The organism is Microbacterium sp. ZXX196, from assembly GCF_009709595.1.
Lineage (GTDB): Bacteria > Actinomycetota > Actinomycetes > Actinomycetales > Microbacteriaceae > Microbacterium > Microbacterium excoecariae.
In genome coordinates this window covers 1-15005 of the sequence record NZ_WMEE01000020.1, presented here as the reverse complement: position 1 = coordinate 15005, position 15005 = coordinate 1, and the positions used below count along the sequence as shown (strand labels likewise).

At 64.4% G+C, this 15005-nt stretch carries 11 protein-coding genes and 1 pseudogene; 4 read left to right on the top strand and 8 right to left on the bottom strand.

Annotated features, from left to right (window positions below):
- Positions 1 to 183, top strand: a 183-nt coding sequence (locus GJQ66_RS11875; RefSeq protein ID WP_155049577.1) for an integrase core domain-containing protein, incomplete at its 5' end; no start/stop codon positions are given.
- On the opposite strand, the gene GJQ66_RS11870 is transcribed toward GJQ66_RS11875, so the two are convergent.
- From GJQ66_RS11870 to GJQ66_RS11840, 7 genes are all read right to left on the bottom strand, one after another.
- Positions 160 to 828: a DUF4113 domain-containing protein gene (locus GJQ66_RS11870; RefSeq protein ID WP_155049576.1), complete on the bottom strand. Its 669-nt coding sequence runs from the start codon at positions 826 to 828 to the stop codon at positions 160 to 162. The genes GJQ66_RS11875 and GJQ66_RS11870 overlap by 24 nt on opposite strands.
- Positions 829 to 1234: 406 nt before the next feature.
- Positions 1235 to 3706, bottom strand: a complete 2472-nt coding sequence (locus GJQ66_RS11865; protein ID WP_155049575.1) for a glycoside hydrolase family 78 protein — start codon at positions 3704 to 3706, stop codon at positions 1235 to 1237.
- Positions 3707 to 3765: 59 nt separating this feature from the next.
- Positions 3766 to 4617 carry an ATP-binding cassette domain-containing protein gene (locus GJQ66_RS11860; protein ID WP_155049574.1) on the bottom strand — a complete coding sequence of 284 codons (852 nt, stop codon included), beginning with the start codon at positions 4615 to 4617 and terminating at the stop codon, positions 3766 to 3768.
- On the bottom strand, positions 4614 to 6386 hold the full coding sequence (locus GJQ66_RS15425; protein ID WP_368732926.1) for a dipeptide/oligopeptide/nickel ABC transporter permease/ATP-binding protein: 1773 nt from the start codon (positions 6384 to 6386) through the stop codon (positions 4614 to 4616). Before GJQ66_RS15425 ends, GJQ66_RS11860 begins: the two co-directional genes overlap by 4 nt.
- Positions 6383 to 7327 (bottom strand): ABC transporter permease, encoded by a 945-nt coding sequence (locus GJQ66_RS11850; protein ID WP_155049573.1) that lies wholly within the window; start codon positions 7325 to 7327, stop codon positions 6383 to 6385. Before GJQ66_RS11850 ends, GJQ66_RS15425 begins: the two co-directional genes overlap by 4 nt.
- Before the next feature lie 53 nt (positions 7328 to 7380).
- On the bottom strand, positions 7381 to 8913 hold the full coding sequence (locus tag GJQ66_RS11845; RefSeq protein WP_155049572.1) for an ABC transporter substrate-binding protein: 1533 nt from the start codon (positions 8911 to 8913) through the stop codon (positions 7381 to 7383).
- 186 nt (positions 8914 to 9099) lie between these two features.
- On the bottom strand, positions 9100 to 9747 hold the full coding sequence (locus GJQ66_RS11840) for a MarR family winged helix-turn-helix transcriptional regulator (RefSeq protein WP_196215880.1): 648 nt from the start codon (positions 9745 to 9747) through the stop codon (positions 9100 to 9102).
- A 150-nt stretch (positions 9748 to 9897) separates the two neighbouring features.
- On the opposite strand from GJQ66_RS11840, the gene GJQ66_RS11835 reads away from it, so the two are divergent.
- On the top strand, positions 9898 to 11223 hold the full coding sequence (locus GJQ66_RS11835) for an MFS transporter (RefSeq protein WP_368732925.1): 1326 nt from the start codon (positions 9898 to 9900) through the stop codon (positions 11221 to 11223).
- On the top strand, positions 11207 to 13477 hold the full coding sequence (locus tag GJQ66_RS11830; protein WP_155049570.1) for a glycoside hydrolase family 3 C-terminal domain-containing protein: 2271 nt from the start codon (positions 11207 to 11209) through the stop codon (positions 13475 to 13477). Before GJQ66_RS11835 ends, GJQ66_RS11830 begins: the two co-directional genes overlap by 17 nt.
- A gap of 89 nt (positions 13478 to 13566) precedes the next feature.
- On the opposite strand, the gene GJQ66_RS11825 is transcribed toward GJQ66_RS11830, so the two are convergent.
- Positions 13567 to 14277, bottom strand: a complete 711-nt coding sequence (locus GJQ66_RS11825) for a hypothetical protein (protein WP_155049569.1) — start codon at positions 14275 to 14277, stop codon at positions 13567 to 13569.
- Positions 14278 to 14629: 352 nt separating this feature from the next.
- Between GJQ66_RS11825 and GJQ66_RS11820 the strand changes: the two are divergent.
- Positions 14630 to 15005: pseudogene (locus tag GJQ66_RS11820) on the top strand (transposase); the annotation flags it as partial.

Sequence of the window (15005 nt, the reverse complement as noted above, 5' to 3'; positions counted from 1 at the left end):
TGCCTCAACATCAACAGCTTCTACTCGCTGCTGCACGCGCAGGTCATCATCGGCGACTGGAAGGACGAGTACAACCATCACCGCCGGCACTCCTCGCTCGGCTACCTACCCCCAGCCGAGTACGCTCGACAGTGCAACCATCACATCGAAACCGACGACTCACAGAACGTCCGGACCGAATGAAGGGGGCGGCTCACGGGCAGTGAGCATGTTGCGCTTCATCTGCCAGGAGAGGCCCGGACGAATACCGCCGTACCCGAGCCCCAGTAACTCGCGGCCGGTCTTGCGTTTGACCTGGTCGACGAGGTCGGCGATGCCTGCCTCTTCGTGCGTGTGTCGGAAGGGCTCGAGCATCTGGTGTGCACCGGCCGGCCGCAGGTCGATCAGCATGAGGCCGGCGCGCGCATAGCGGATGCCATCCTCGATCTTCGGGAGCAACTGGTGGGCTACCCTCGTGAGCTCGACGGGGTGAGCTGTCGGCGTCGGCAGCTTGACCATCACCGAGGGGAAATAGCGCTGCTCGGAGTAGTGCGATGGGCCCGCGAATGCGCTGAGCAGCATGGTTACCTGGCGATGTTTGACGAGCCGTGAGGCTGCCTGTTGCGCGTAGATCGAGAGAACCTGCCGGATGCCGTCGCGAGTAGTGATCTTCTCCAAAAACGACCGAGAGACGATCAACTGGTCCTTCCGCCCTGTTCGGTCCTCTTCAGCGCTGATCGCCGGGATGCCGCGGAGCTCGAGCGCGATCCTCATCACGACAACATTGAAGGCTTTGCGGATCCGCGTCGGGTCGGCTGCAGCAAGATCTGCGATCGACGTTATCCCCATCGCGGTCAGTCGCTGTTCGAACCTGGACGCTCTCGTCCGGCCGTCAACCGGCAGAGCGGATGGGCCGGGAAACAGGAACCTCTTGGTCGGCGCCGAAGCTCAAGAGTTGGCAGTGCGCTTCAAGCCTGAGCTCGTAGCTCGGGCCTCCACGCTGGCAGCGGCTCGGCGAGCCTTCCTGCGAGTCGATATCCATGAAACGCGGATGACCACGACGCTCGAAGGGCTCATCCGCCCCGGTCGCCTACGCTGCGGGCTGAGTGACGCGTAGTCTGCGGTCGCATCGACGAACGCGCCAACGAAGCGCAGCGATTCGGGACGCCGTGAGTCGATGATCCGTGCGACGCGTCACTCGCCGAGGAGGTGCGAAAGCGCTCCCTCCCCGGCGAGTCCACTTTTCTTCGGTACGTCAGTGCGCGATTGCTTTCTTCAGGTCGGAGCGGAACTCGTCCGAGACGCCGGGGATCGCTTCGAGCAGTGAGTTCAATGGCATCGTGGCGAGCGGCGACCCCGTGTCCAGAGGCAGCCCCGGGAAATGCTGTGTGAACGACTGTGCGACGTCTTCCCAGACCTCAGGAACGCGAGAGATGTCCAGAATCGAAGACTGGAAGGACAGTGGCTCCGGCATGCCGTAGCCCTGAGGGACCTCGTACTCCCACTCGTGCTCGCCGGGAGAGACTTCGATGGCTTCGGCTTCGGGATGGCCAGGCAGAACCACGGAAGCCCGAACGCCTTCTGGAATCGTGACCTGCACACGCGCCCGTCCATCCTCAATCGACCAGTCAACCGAGATCTGACCGCGGACCGTGTCGTGCACGGTGCGGGCCGAGGTGAGCCCGCCTCCGGGCTGCGGCGCGATCCGGACGCTGGCATAGCCGGGCTCGACGCGCTGGATGCCACCGACGACGCGGTGCAGCCAGTCACACACGGCGCCGAGCGCGTAGTGGTTCAGGGAGGTCATGCCGGTGGAGTTGAAGGTGCCGTCCGGCAGCACTGCGTCCCACCGCTCCCACACGGTGGTGGCTCCCATGGTGACGGGGTAGAGGAACGACGGGCACTCCGTCTCGAGCAGCAGCTTGTAGGCCGCGTCGAGCTGCCCGGTTCCACTGAGCGCGTCGGTGACCAGCGGTGTCCCTGCGAATCCGGTGGAGATGCGGTATCCGCGCTCTGCCACGAGCTCTGCGAGGCGCTCGCCCGCTCGCAGACGCTGTGCGTCGTCGAGGAGGTCGAAAGCGATGGCCAGCGCGTACCCGGTAACAGACTCTCCCACGAGGCGGCCGGATTCGGCGACGTACTCCCGCCGGAAAGCGGAGCGGACCCGGTCGTCGAGGGCCGCGAACTCGGCGGCGTCGTCCAAGCGTCCGAGGAGCTCGGCAGTGTGCGCCATCTCCCGGGTGACTCGGCACAGGAACGCGGTTGCCACGAAGTAGCGGCTGGTCTTTGCTGCCATGGGGTTGTTGGCGGGTGCATCGGGATCGAGCCAGTCGCCGAACTGGAAACCGCTGCTCCACAGGTGGCGCTCGTCAAGGAGTCCGGCTACCTGCCGCGTGTAGGTGGTCATCGACGTGTAGGCGTCGCGGAGGATGTCGAGGTCGCCGTACTCCTGGTAAAGCGTCCACGGGAGGCTTACCGCGACGTCGCTCCACAGGGCTACCGCGCCCGCCCACTGCGGCAGGGCGCCGGGGACGACCCAGGGCACCTCGCCGGTGGCGAACTGCTCGGCGGCAAGGTCTTTCAGCCACGATCCGAGTACGCCGCGAACGTCGTAGAGGTAGGCCGCGGTGGGGCCGAAGGCGTTGATGTCGCCCGTCCATCCGAGACGCTCATCACGTTGCGGGCAGTCCGTGGGAAGGCCCACGAAGTTCCCACGCATCGACCACACGACGTTCTCGTGGAGTTTGGTCACGAGAGGGTTCGATGTCTCGAACCAACCGGTCCGCTGCATGTCGCTGTGCACAACGACTGCGCGGATGTCGTCTGCAGTCAGCTCGCCTGGCCAGCCGGTGATCTCCGCATACCGGAAGCCGTGGAAGGTGAAGCTGGGCTCCCAACTCTCGGGGCCGTCGCCGCGCAGCGTGTAGCGGTCGGTGGCGGCGGCGGTCCGGTTGGACTCGACGTCGAGCTCTCCGGCGGGATTCAGCAGTTCCGCGTGGCGGATCTCGATGGTGGAGCCGGGAGTGCCATCGACGGTGATCCGGAGCCAGCCGGCGATGTTCTGGCCGAAGTCGACAATGTATGCGCCCGAGGCGGACTGGGTGATGACGACGGGCGCGAGGTCTTCAATGCGTCGGATGGGCGGGCCGACGGGTTCGACGAGAGTGTCCAGGTTCCATTCGAAAGGCTGCGCTGCCGACCAAGCCGTGTCATCAAATCCCGGGGCGTTCCATCCGGTGGGATCAAGACGGGCGTCGAAATGCTCGCCGTCGTACAGGCTGTGCACGAGAACTGCTCCGGAGCCGACGGTGAACGACTCGTCGGAGGCGATGGTCTCAACGCGGTTGCCGTAGTCGAGCTCGAGCTTCGCGTACAGGGCGGGACGCTCGGAGTAGACCTGGCGGGCGCCCTCCCACCCGAGTCGTCCGACTGCCCATCCTTCGCCGACGATGGCACCGAAGGCGTTTTCACCTTCGCTCAGGAGGTGCGAGACGTCGTAGGTGGAGACGTTGAGACGGTGCTGATACGACGTCCATCCGGGCACGAGCACTTCATCTTGGCCGACCTGCTGTGCATTCAGGTAGGACGTGACGACACCGAGTGCCGTCACCGACAGTGTGGCCCGGACGAGGCCTTCCTGTACGACGAACTCGCGACGGAAATAGGGGGCGGGGTCGGTGGTGTCGACGGGTCCGGGGGCACTGATGAAGTGTGGTTCGGTGGTCATGGACGGATGTTCCTTTCGATTGACTTACTGAGCGGAGAGCGCCCAGCAAGTCGGTGTAGTCACGGGGAGGCGGGAAGGCCGCTGGTCGCCGCGATCTCGCGACGGAGACGGCGACGCTGCGACTGCTGGACCGGGTCTGCGACGGGGGCGGCGAGCATGAGCTTCTTCGTGTAGTCGTGCGAGGGATCCTCGATGACCTGGTCCACGGGGCCGGACTCGAGGATCTCTCCTCGATACATCACGGAGACGTCGTGACTGATGTAGCGGACGGCGCCGATGTCGTGCGTGATGAATAGGTAGGACACATCCGTCTCACGCTGAATGTCGATGAGGAGGTCGAGGATGCGCAGCTGGGTCGAGAGATCCAGTGCCGAGACCGGTTCGTCGCAGACGATGACCTTCGGGTCTACGGCCAGTGCTCGCGCAATAGCTACGCGCTGGCGCTGTCCGCCGGAGAACTCTCGCGGGAGCCGGTCGGATGCGTCCGCGGGGAGACCCACGTGGTCGAGGAGCTCCCGTACTTTCCGTCGGGCGGATGCCTTGTCTTGCCCGTTGGCGATGAGCGGTTCGGAAAGGATGTCGGCGACCGTCATGGACGGGTTCAGCGATGAGTACGGGTCCTGGAAAACGACTTGGATCTCGCTCGACAGTCGCTTCTGGTCAGCGCGGGTTCTCCGGGAGATCGGTGCGCCGTCGAACTCTATGATTCCTGACGTCGGTGCGACGAGTCCCACGATCGCCCGGCCGAGGGTGGTCTTCCCCGACCCTGACTCCCCGACGAGCCCGAGAGTCTTTCCGGCGTACAGGTCTGCAGAGACGCCATGTAGGACCTGCGTTGGCTTTGCGCGCCATCCACGTCCGGCGTACTGGACGACGAGGTCTTTCACTGTGAGCAGAGCGGGGGTGCTCATGCGGTCACCTCCCGTTCCGGGCGTGATGGACGATCTTCCAGGTTGGCTGCGAGCAGTGCCCGTGTATAGGGGTGCTGCGGGTTGGCGAACACGTCAGAGACGGATGCTTCTTCGACGATCTCGCCTTGCTGCATGACCGCAACCCGGTCGCAGATGTCCGCGACGACACCGAAATTGTGGGTGACGAGAAGCATCGCCGTTCCGGTCTCCCTCTGCAATTCGCGCAGCAGGTCCAGGACCTCCGCCTGAACCGTGACATCGAGCGCGGTGGACGGTTCGTCGGCGATCAGGAGATCCGGCTTCGCCGACAAGGCGCCGGCGATGAGTGCACGCTGCGCCATGCCGCCCGAGATCTGGTGGGGGTAGGACACCATGACCTTCTTCGAGTCGACGATTCCGACGCGGTCGAGCATGGTGCGCACTGTGTCGCGTGCCTCGTTCTTCGACATGCGCGTGTTGGCGCGCAGACGCTCGACGAGCTGACTTCCAATCGTGAACATCGGGTCGAGGTTGGTCATCGGCTCCTGCGGAATGTACGCGATTCGACGACCGAGGAGTTTCCGCATGTCCGCCGGGGAGTTGGTGTCGAGCCGCTGGCCGTCGAACACGATGCTGCCATCGGTGACGATCCCGCCGGGGCTGAGGAGGCCGAGGATGGCAAGCGACGTTTGCGTCTTGCCGCTGCCGGACTCACCCACGAGTCCAAGGACTTCGCCTTCGCGAATGCTGAGCGACACCCCATGCACGACCTCGACGGAGTGCATCCGGGTGGTCTGGTACCCGACCCGAAGGTCTCGGACATCGAGGATCCCGCGCTCCGCGCCGGTGTCGGCTGCGACGTGGGCAGTCGCTGCGGCGCGCGCGCGCCGACTCTTCGCGGCTGCCGCGGGCGAGACCCGGGTGGTGTTGCCTTCTTCGAGCGCGTCGCGGAGCGCATTGCCGATGAGCGACGAAGCTCCGGCGGTGAGGCCAATCATCAGGCCTGGCCAAAGGACGAGCAAGGGTGCGGTGTAGATGGTGCGGAAGGCGTCCGCGAGCATCACCCCCCAGCTGGGGATGGACGAATCGCCCAGGCCAAGGAAGTCCAGGCCCGCCTGGATGACGACGGCGAGACCGACGGCACCCGTGATCTGAATGAGAAGGGGCCCGCGCACGACGATGAGGATGTGGCGGAAAAGGATGCGTCCGGTTCCGAGTCCGAACACGCGGGCAGCGTCGACGTAAGCATCGTTGCGGACGGCGCGAACGTTGGCTCTCGTCATCCGGAAGAACCCGGGTGAGACGAGGATGCCGAATATGGTCATCGAGATCCAGATCGACCTGCCGAGAGCTGCGGCGGATGCCATCAGGATGATGATGCCGGGCAGCGACATCAGAAGGTTGGAGATCCACTCTCCGATGGTGTCGAACCAGCCACCGAAGTAGCCGGCGAGAAGGCCGGTGGTAACACCGAGGACGCTGGAAACGACGAGGACGATGAGCCCGGAAAGCAGGCTCGCCTGACCACCGTAGAGAAGCCGGGCAAGGACATCCCGGCCCACGCCGTCAGCGCCGAGGAGATGTTCCGCACTGGGTGGCGCGAATGCCTGATCCAGAGACGTCTGATTGGGGTCGTACGGGACGAGGACGGGCGCGAACAGGCTGACCGCGATGATGAGGAGCAGCACGATAGAAGCGCTGATACCCAGAGGCTCGCGGAGGAAGCGCTGGAAGGCATTTCGCCGTTTCTTGGGGGCCACGACGGCGTTGGCCACGGTGAGAGAGGTCACGAGATACGCACCTTCGGGTTGAGGAAGCCGTTGACCAGGTCGATGACGAGATTCACGATGATGACAATGGCGACCGAGAGCACCACCACTCCGAGTACGAGCGGGAGGTCTCCGGTCGCTGTGGCGGTCTCGGCGACAGACCCAATACCGGGTAGGGCGAAGACCTTCTCGATGATGACGGTGCCGCCGAGCAAGCCGATGAACTGGAGCGACAGCACAGTCAGCGAGGGCGGTGCGGCATTACGGAGAGCGTGCACGTAGAGCACACGGCTCTCCGGCACGCCGGCCGCGCGAAGGGTACGGACGAAGTCTGAACCGAGAACGTCAATCAGAGACCCGCGGAGGATCTGGGCGGTTGCCGCGATGGATCCGATGGCAAGAGACGTCACCGGCAATGTGATGGTCGACAGCCATCCGGCCGGCGACGTCGTGAAGTCGATGTAACCGGTGGCGGGGAAGATCCCCAGTCCCACGGCGAGAGTGGATACGAGAACGAGGGCGACCCAGAATCCGGGGAGGGCGAAGCCGACGACGGCGATGATCTGCACGACGCGGTCGACCCAGCCGCGGTAGACGGCGGCCGCGACGCCGAGCACGGTGGAGAGCACAGCGGTGACCAGGACCGTGGTGACCGCAATCGTGAGTGTCACGGGCAGGCGAGAGGCGAGGACCGTGGTCACACTCTCACTGGTGAACCAGGAACGGCCAAGGTCGCCCTGGACGGCGCTCAACAGCCAGGACCCGAAGCGGATGAAGAACGGATCCAGCAGACCGAGATCTTCGGCTCTCTGCTGCACCTGCTCATCGGATGCGAGCGGTCCGAGGATTCCACGAGCGACGGAGATCCCACCGGTGAGGTTGAGAAGGGTGAAGGTGAGAAGCGAGACGACGATCAGCAGCACGATGCTGGAGCCGACCCGCTTGGCGAAGTACGTAATCATGGGTTACCTCAGACACAACCGGCCGGGCGGCGCACGCCGCCCGGCCGGTCTCATCACTCTGCGGGCGAGAAGTTGTACAGGCTCGGGATGGTCTGCTGGTACTGCATCTCCACCGAGACCTTCTCCGGGTTAGTTGCGTACGGGGAAGCCACCCGGAACCACGGCGAGAACCACGCGTTCTCGACGACGTAGGTGTTCACCTTCTGAACCGCCTCAGCCTGCGCGGCGTCGTCGGTCGCGGTCCGAACTTCCTCGATGAGTGCGGTCAGCTCGTCCGTCTGGTCGTGCAGCGGGTTCCACGGGGCGTTCGGGGCGATGAGCTGGTTGATCATCTCCCAGCCGCCCTTAGCGCCAAACTGCATCGGGTTGATGCCCGTCTTACCGGTGGTCATCGAGACGAGGAAGGTGTTGAGGTCCTGGGTCTCCCACGTCACACGGATTCCGACCTCGGCCAGCTGCTGGGCGTAAACGGCGAGGGTGTCGGCCGGGGACGCCGAGTACACAATCATCGTGACGTCGAAACCATCCGGATAGCCGGCCTCGGCAAGGAGTTCCTTGGCGCGCTCCGGGTCATAGTCGTATGCGTCATCGAGCTCAGGCACGTAGCCGGGGTCCTCCGGGCTGAAGATCTGCGTCGTCACGGTGCCGTACCCGCGCACGACCGTCTCCAGGACCTGGTCGCGGTCGATGGCGTAGTTGAATGCTTGACGGACGCGAACATCGCCGAGCGGCTCGGCGAGCTGACCAGTCCGGTCGAACATCATGAAGCCAGACCAATCACCTTCAACGGTGTCGATCTTGGCGCTCGTGTTCTCGAACTGAGCGAGTGTCTCCACGGACGCCGGGACAGCGTCCACCTGACCAGAGGCGAAGGCGTTAGCGACTGCCGCCGGATCTTCGAGCACCCTGATCTCGACGGTGTCGAAGTCGACGATGTCCTCATTCCAGTAGTCCTCGCGTGCTTCGAAGGAGTAGACGCTGCCTGAGGTGCTGCCGTCGGCATCGTACTTGTAGGGGCCAGAGCCCGACGGCACCGTAGCCAGGTCGGGGTTCTCGAGGCCTTCCATGCTGACCTGCAGTCCTGCGACCGTGGTCAAGTACGAGATCAACGACGGGTTGGGAGCCGAGAGCTTCAGGACAACGGTGTTGCCTTCCCCGACGGCGACCGACTCGAGCTCGGCGAGCATCGAACCCTGTGGTCCGCCCCCCGCCTTGAAATGCTCGAGGTTCGCAACCGCAACCTCAGGGGTGAACTTCTCCCCGTTCGCGAAGGTGACGTCGTCGCGGAGCGTGAGGGTCAGCTCGGTGTTGTCGTCGTTGTACTTCCAGTCGGTGGCCAGCCACGGCTCGATGGTCCCGTCCGGGGCCTTGTGAAGAAGGGAGTCGTAGACAGCCTGGGCGTACTGCAGCATGTTGCCAGCGTCGCCCATCTGCGCCGGGTCGAAAGACTGAGGCGCGTTGGCGAGGCCGAGCTTCAGTGTGGTGGTCTGCTCTGTCTGCTGTGCTGCGGGGGCACAGCCCGACAACGCGATGGCGGCGGCAGCGACAACTGCAATCGCGGCGCCGACATAGGCACGGGTAGGCATGAACTGAACTCCTTTGTTCCAACACAGACATGGATGTCGCCGGATTGAAACGAATCAACGGCGGTTAGGCCACTGTACATCTGGATTGTCGTGAGGACAATCACGGTCCGGTAACGTCAGTCTGCGGAGGCTCGCAAGGCGCGCCGATGAGAGTCGGGGCGATCCCCGACAACACGAACCGCCGCATCAGGGGCGGGCCACGGAACCTTCCAGGTGCAACCATGCACCGCCCGGCGTGGCGGAAGAGGGGGCCTCGGCCTCGCCTTCAAGTCGGGTAGCGAGCTGGCCGACCCGCACACCCGAGGTCCTCTCGATCTGATGGTCGAGCCGCGCGTCGATACTCGCCACCAAGCGGACCACGAGCTTCTCAAGCTGCGTGAACTCATCCTCGGTCCAGTCATTGAAGATGAGGTCGTACGCGCCACTGGATACCGCTACGATCCTTTCGGCGACCTCGCGCCCTGCTGGCGTCAGGCCAATCATGCTCTGGCGGCCGTTCTGCGGATCGGGCATTCGACCAACGAGGCCCGCGACTTCCAACCGACGAACGATCTTGCTTACGTTCGACCGACCCGTCCCGATGGCATCTGCCACGTCCGTCGGGCGCGCGGTGGTTCGATAGATCAGCTGGTTCAGCAACAAAAACGCGGGCATGTCACCAGGCAGCGGAAAGTCGCTCGCTTCGAGGATCGCTTCGCGGACAGCAGTGGAATTCATCGAGGTGACCAGCGCCTGTAGCGCTTGCGAGAAATTCGCTCCCCGCCCCTGGAACTGAGGAGCGGGACTCACCTCAACCTCTCTGAGGTCGACGCTCTGCCGCGGTGGTCGTGCCATACCCACAAGTATGCACATACCCCACCACCCGCGACACTCCCTGATTGTCTTCAGGACAATCAGGAAGTACAGTGACCTCGGTAGCTCGTCGAAGTAGCCTGACGCGCACCTCAGTGGTTTACCCGTCACCACTTCAAAGGAGAAGCCCTCGTGTCTCACGTTCGCACCGGTCGCCCCATTCGTCCCTGGTGGGTTGCGCTCGTTTCCGGGATGGCGTCCTATATCGACGCTGCCGCCATCGTCAGCTTCGGCACCGCGATGGTCCTCCTTCAGGCCGCCATCGGCCTGACGCCCGGCGAGATCGGTCTTGCGTCCGGAGGCCTCACTCTTGGCATCGCCATCGGCGCCCTCGTCGGCGGACGACTCGGAGATCGTTTTGGTCGCCGCCCCGTGTTTACCGTGACCATGGCACTCATCATCGTCTCCGCTGGCGCGCTGGCTTTCGCCGGCTCCTTCCCCGTCATCATGGCGGCAGCGCTCGTCCTCGGCTTCGCCACCGGTGCAGATTTGCCGGTCTCGATCTCGACGATTTCGGAGGCAGCGTCCGATGCAAACCGCGGCCGACTCATTGGTTTCACTCAGCTGCTCTGGGCAGTCGGCATCATCGTCTGCGCATTCCTCAGCGCAGGCGTTGCCAGCCTCGGTCAGCTCGGCGCTCAGATCCTGTTCCTCCACATCGCTGTCATCTCCGCCCTCGTCCTGGCCGCGCGACTGGCGATCCCTGAGTCAGACGTCTGGCTCACCGCTCGTGACGAGCGCCGCCAGGGCATCAAGACGGTCCGTGCCGACCGCGCCTCCGTGATGGACCTGCTTCGCGGGTCGTACCGCACCCCGTTCCTCGCTCTCCTCGGTTTCTACGCGCTGACGAACATGGCCGCCAACACGGGTGGCCAGTTCGGCTCCTACCTCCTCGTCAACGCCGGCGGTGTGGACCTGCAGACCGCGACCCTCATCGGGCTCCCGTTCCTGCCGCTGGGCATCATCGGGGCGCTGTGGTTCATGAAGATCGCTGACTCGCCGAAGCGATTCATCTATTTCACTGTCGGATCCGTCTGCTGGGTCGTGGCGCAGCTCGTATACGTCTTCTTCGGCATCAACCTCACGACCGCCATCATCGCTGGCCTCATCGGTCTCGGGGGCACGGTCTTCGCGTCTGAGGGCATCATGAAGATCTGGACGCAGGAGCAGTTCCCGACGCTGCTGCGTAGCACGGCGCAGGGAACCATCATCGCCGTTGCCCGCCTTTTCGCCGCCGCGCTCGCAACGGTCACGCCGCTGCTGGTTGCGTGGAGCCCGACGATGTTCTACCTGTTCCTCGCCATCATCCTCGCGGTGGGCTGCGCCATCGGTTGGGTCGCCTTCCGTACCCGCGACCAGCACGACGAGTTCGATGCTGAGTCGCAGAAGGAAGCGGTCGCGACCGTCAAGACCCAGCCCACGCTGCGAGAAGGAGAATCCTATGAATCCGTTGGTTGAGAAGCTGACACTCGATGAGAAAGCCGGCCTGGTCTCCGGCGCGGCCTTTTGGACGACACGACCGGTCGACCGCGTCGGCATCCCGTCCATCACCATGACTGATGGCCCCCACGGCGTGCGGATGCAGCGAAAGGGGGAAGACCACCTCGGCATCAACGCCAGCGAGCCGGCAACGTGCTTCCCTACGGCAAGCTTGACCGGGTCGACCTGGAATCCGGAGCTGCTCCGCCAGATGGGTGCCGCTCTCGGCGATGAGAGCCGTGCGCTGGATGTGGACATCCTGCTGGGCCCAGGCGTGAACATCAAGCGGTCGCCGCTGTGCGGCCGCAACTTCGAGTACCTCAGCGAAGACCCTTTCCACGCGGGCGTGCTGGGAACGGCATTCGTACAAGGCGTGCAGTCCCGCGGTGTCGGTTCCTCCGTCAAGCATTTCGCGGCGAACAACCAGGAGACCGACCGGATGCGCGTCGACGCTCAGGTCGACGAGCGCTCGCTGCGAGAGATCTACTTCCCCGCTTTCGAGCGCATCGTTCGCGAAGCGAACCCCGCCACTGTGATGTGCTCGTACAACAAGGTCAACGGCACCTATGCCTCGCAGAATCACTGGCTGCTCACGGACGTGCTGCGCGGGGACTGGGGCTTTGAGGGCTACGTCGTCTCCGACTGGGGCGCAGTCGTCGACCCCGTCGCCGCCGTCGCAGCCGGCCTCGACCTCGAGATGCCGAGCACCGGCGACCGGAGTCCGGAGGCCATCGTGGCAGCTGTTCGCGCCGGCACTCTGGACGAGATTCTCCTCGACCAGGCCGTCTCCCGCGTCCTCGGAGTGCACGAACGTCTTCGTGGCTCGCAGGATGCGGAGGCCTCTGCCGACTTCGATGCCCACCACGCCCTGGCGCGGACCATCGCCGCAGACGGCGCGGTTCTTCTCGCCAATGAAGGAAACCTCCTTCCGCTGGATCCCTCCGAGGGTGGGCAGATTGCGGTTATTGGCGAGTTCGCACGCACCCCGCGTTACCAGGGCGCCGGCAGCTCCCATGTCAATCCCACCCGTCTCGACGAGGCACTCACCGAGATCGGGAAGCGAAGCTCTCGGCCCGTTGAATTCGCTCCCGGATTCAGCTTCGAAGGAGACAGCGACGACCTGCTGCACCTCGAGGCGGTCGACCTCGCGTCGCAGTCCGAGGTCGTGCTGCTGTTTCTCGGCCTCCCAGACCGGGATGAGTCCGAGGGCTTCGACCGTACCCATCTGCTGATTCCCGAAACACAGCGCACGCTGCTTGCGAAGATCGCGGCCGTCAATGCGAATGTCGTGGTCGTGCTAAGCAACGGGGGTGTCGTCACCCTCGACAGCATCGTAGGCGTCGCGCCGGCCATCCTCGAGATGTGGCTGGCGGGTCAGGCGTCGGGTGGTGCTGCCGCCGACATCATCTTCGGTATCTCCGAGCCCGGCGGCCGGTTGGCGGAGACCATCCCTCTCGACCTCGCCCACACTCCCGCGCACGTTAACTGGCCCGGAGAGAACGGCGTTGTCCGCTATGGAGAAGGCTTTCACGTCGGCTACCGGTGGTACGACGCCACGGATCGTCCCGTCGCTTTCCCCTTCGGATACGGCCTTGGCTACACGAGCTTCTCCCATGACGACCTCAGCGTTTCTGTCGCCGACGCGACCGTCGCTCAGGCAACCGTGCAGGTGACGGTCACGAACACCGGGCAGCGTGCCGGTTCCGACGTCGTCCAGGTCTACGTGACCGACAACACCGCTTCGGTCGCGCGGCCCATCCGGGAGCTGAAGGCGTTCGAGAAGGTGTGGCTGGAGCCCGGAGAGCAGCGAGTGGTGACGCTGACGCTTGACGAGCGTTCCTTCGCCTTCTGGGGTCCGACGGGATGGACAGTCGAACCGGGCGCCTTCACCATCCACGTGGGCTCACATTCACAGAACCTACCCTTTCAGAACGTCATTACTCTCGACGTTGAGGCGCCGACCCCGATGCTGGACAACTCTTCCACGCTGCAGGAGTGGGCATCGCACCCGGTGGGTCTGCCTGTGCTCCAGGGAGCCATGTCCAATACGGGGCAGCCCGCTGACGCCCTGACGAACGAAGAATCGTTGCCCCTGTTCGGGTCGATGCCTCTCCGGACGATTCTCGGCTTCGCGCAACAGAGCGCCGGCGTGTCCTTCGACATCGATGAGGCACTTCAGCAGCTTCTAGGCGCCGTGGATGATGCATCTGGCGTCGCCACCAGCAGCCGCTGACGCCACAGCCTCCGGACGCCTGACTCGTCAGTTGAGCCCGGCAGCCACATGTGTGGCTGCCGGGCTCAACGTGTCCAGCGAGCCGGTGTTTAGCGGAACATCTCGTGGTGATGACTTCCGAAATACATCAGTTCCCAGATCGCGTCCCCTGTGAGCTCTTCGGACGGCTGCCCCGCTTCGCGGCGAGTCAGATAGACATCCCCCTCGAACCGGAGGTACGCGCCGTCGTATCCGGCGGCGACGGCCTGCGCCTTGACGTCGGCTGGGAGGCTGTCGGCTAGAAACTGATGCAGGACGGTGGAGCGGCGCTCGTACGCAACCTCGAGGCAGGCGTCGCCATCCTGATACGTGAACGCATGCTTGTCTGCGACAGGCTTGCCGCTTTTCTCATCCGTCGCGACGCCGCTCTTCGAGAAGGTGACGTTCGAGTGGTCGTCGGCGATGACACGACCGTCTTTGGCGACCATGAAGATCGTGACGGGCTCGTAGCCGTACTCCTTCTCGTTGATGATCTGCGCAGTGATGAACGTGTACGGGCCAACAGAACCTCTGCCCCAGTACCAGTTGTTGACGACCATCTGCAGCGGCACGTTGCCCCAGTTATGGTCGTGATAGCCGTGCCCCGCCGACGTCGCGGTCTCGTCGCCGACGCGGTACGTTGCGGAGACGGTACCGTGCGGGACCGCCGGCAGCCATGCGAACTCGCCAGCGCCGTCATCGCCGTAGTAGGTGTAGCCGGTTGCGGGGCGCCAGGGCTCCGTCACTCCGGTGAGCTCGACGTCGACGACCACATCGTCCACTTCGGCATGGATCGTGTAAGTGTGCAGGTCCCCCTGGAAGCGGTTGTTCGCGACCCGTACGTCGCAGATGTCCCGCGACGCGGCAAAGTCGGCCGGGTCGAAGTGCTGGCGCTTGTTGATGCGGCGACCGTCGGGCAGGTCGATGTCGATGGAGACGATGGGGTTCAGCCCCGGCGCGGGGGCGGCGAAGTCTTTCGCGTGGAAAGCGATGACGAGTTTGGCCCCGTTGTCCAGGTGCGAGTCGAAGTACCACCACTCGTAGGTCCCAGTGGGCTGACCCCGTTTCGTAGGTCCGGTGGTTCTGAGAGTCGTCCTGTCGCCCGAAGGTTCGGGCAGGGAGACTGGTCAGATCATGTCGAACAGCAGGAAGCGTCACACCCCGGAACAGGTCGTCCGCAAGCTCGGGCAGGCCGACAGGATGCTCGCCGACGGGCAGGATGTGGCCGCGGTGTGTCGGGAGCTCGGGGTGTCCGAGCAGATGTACTACCGGTGGCGGAACCAGTTCGGCGGGCTCAAGGCCGACGACGCGAAGCGCCTGAAGGAGCTGGAGAAGCAGAACGCCACCCTCAAGCGGCTACTCGCCGAGGCGGAGTTGGAGAAGGCGGCGCTGAAGGAGTTGGCTGAGGGAAACTTCTAGGCCCGGGCAGACGTCGCGCCGCCGTCTCGCACCTCAAGCTCAGGCTGCAGGTGAGCGAACGGATGGCGTGCCGTCTGGTCGGGCTGAGCCG

Coding starts and splice junctions, on each gene's coding strand:
- GJQ66_RS11870 (WP_155049576.1), bottom strand. CDS start 828: ATGGGGATAACGTCGATCGCAGATCTTGCTGCAGCCGACCCGACGCGG.
- GJQ66_RS11865 (WP_155049575.1), bottom strand. CDS start 3,706: ATGACCACCGAACCACACTTCATCAGTGCCCCCGGACCCGTCGACACC.
- GJQ66_RS11860 (WP_155049574.1), bottom strand. CDS start 4,617: ATGAGCACCCCCGCTCTGCTCACAGTGAAAGACCTCGTCGTCCAGTAC.
- GJQ66_RS11850 (WP_155049573.1), bottom strand. CDS start 7,327: ATGATTACGTACTTCGCCAAGCGGGTCGGCTCCAGCATCGTGCTGCTG.
- GJQ66_RS11845 (WP_155049572.1), bottom strand. CDS start 8,913: ATGCCTACCCGTGCCTATGTCGGCGCCGCGATTGCAGTTGTCGCTGCC.
- GJQ66_RS11840 (WP_196215880.1), bottom strand. CDS start 9,747: ATGGCACGACCACCGCGGCAGAGCGTCGACCTCAGAGAGGTTGAGGTG.
- GJQ66_RS11830 (WP_155049570.1), top strand. CDS start 11,207: ATGAATCCGTTGGTTGAGAAGCTGACACTCGATGAGAAAGCCGGCCTG.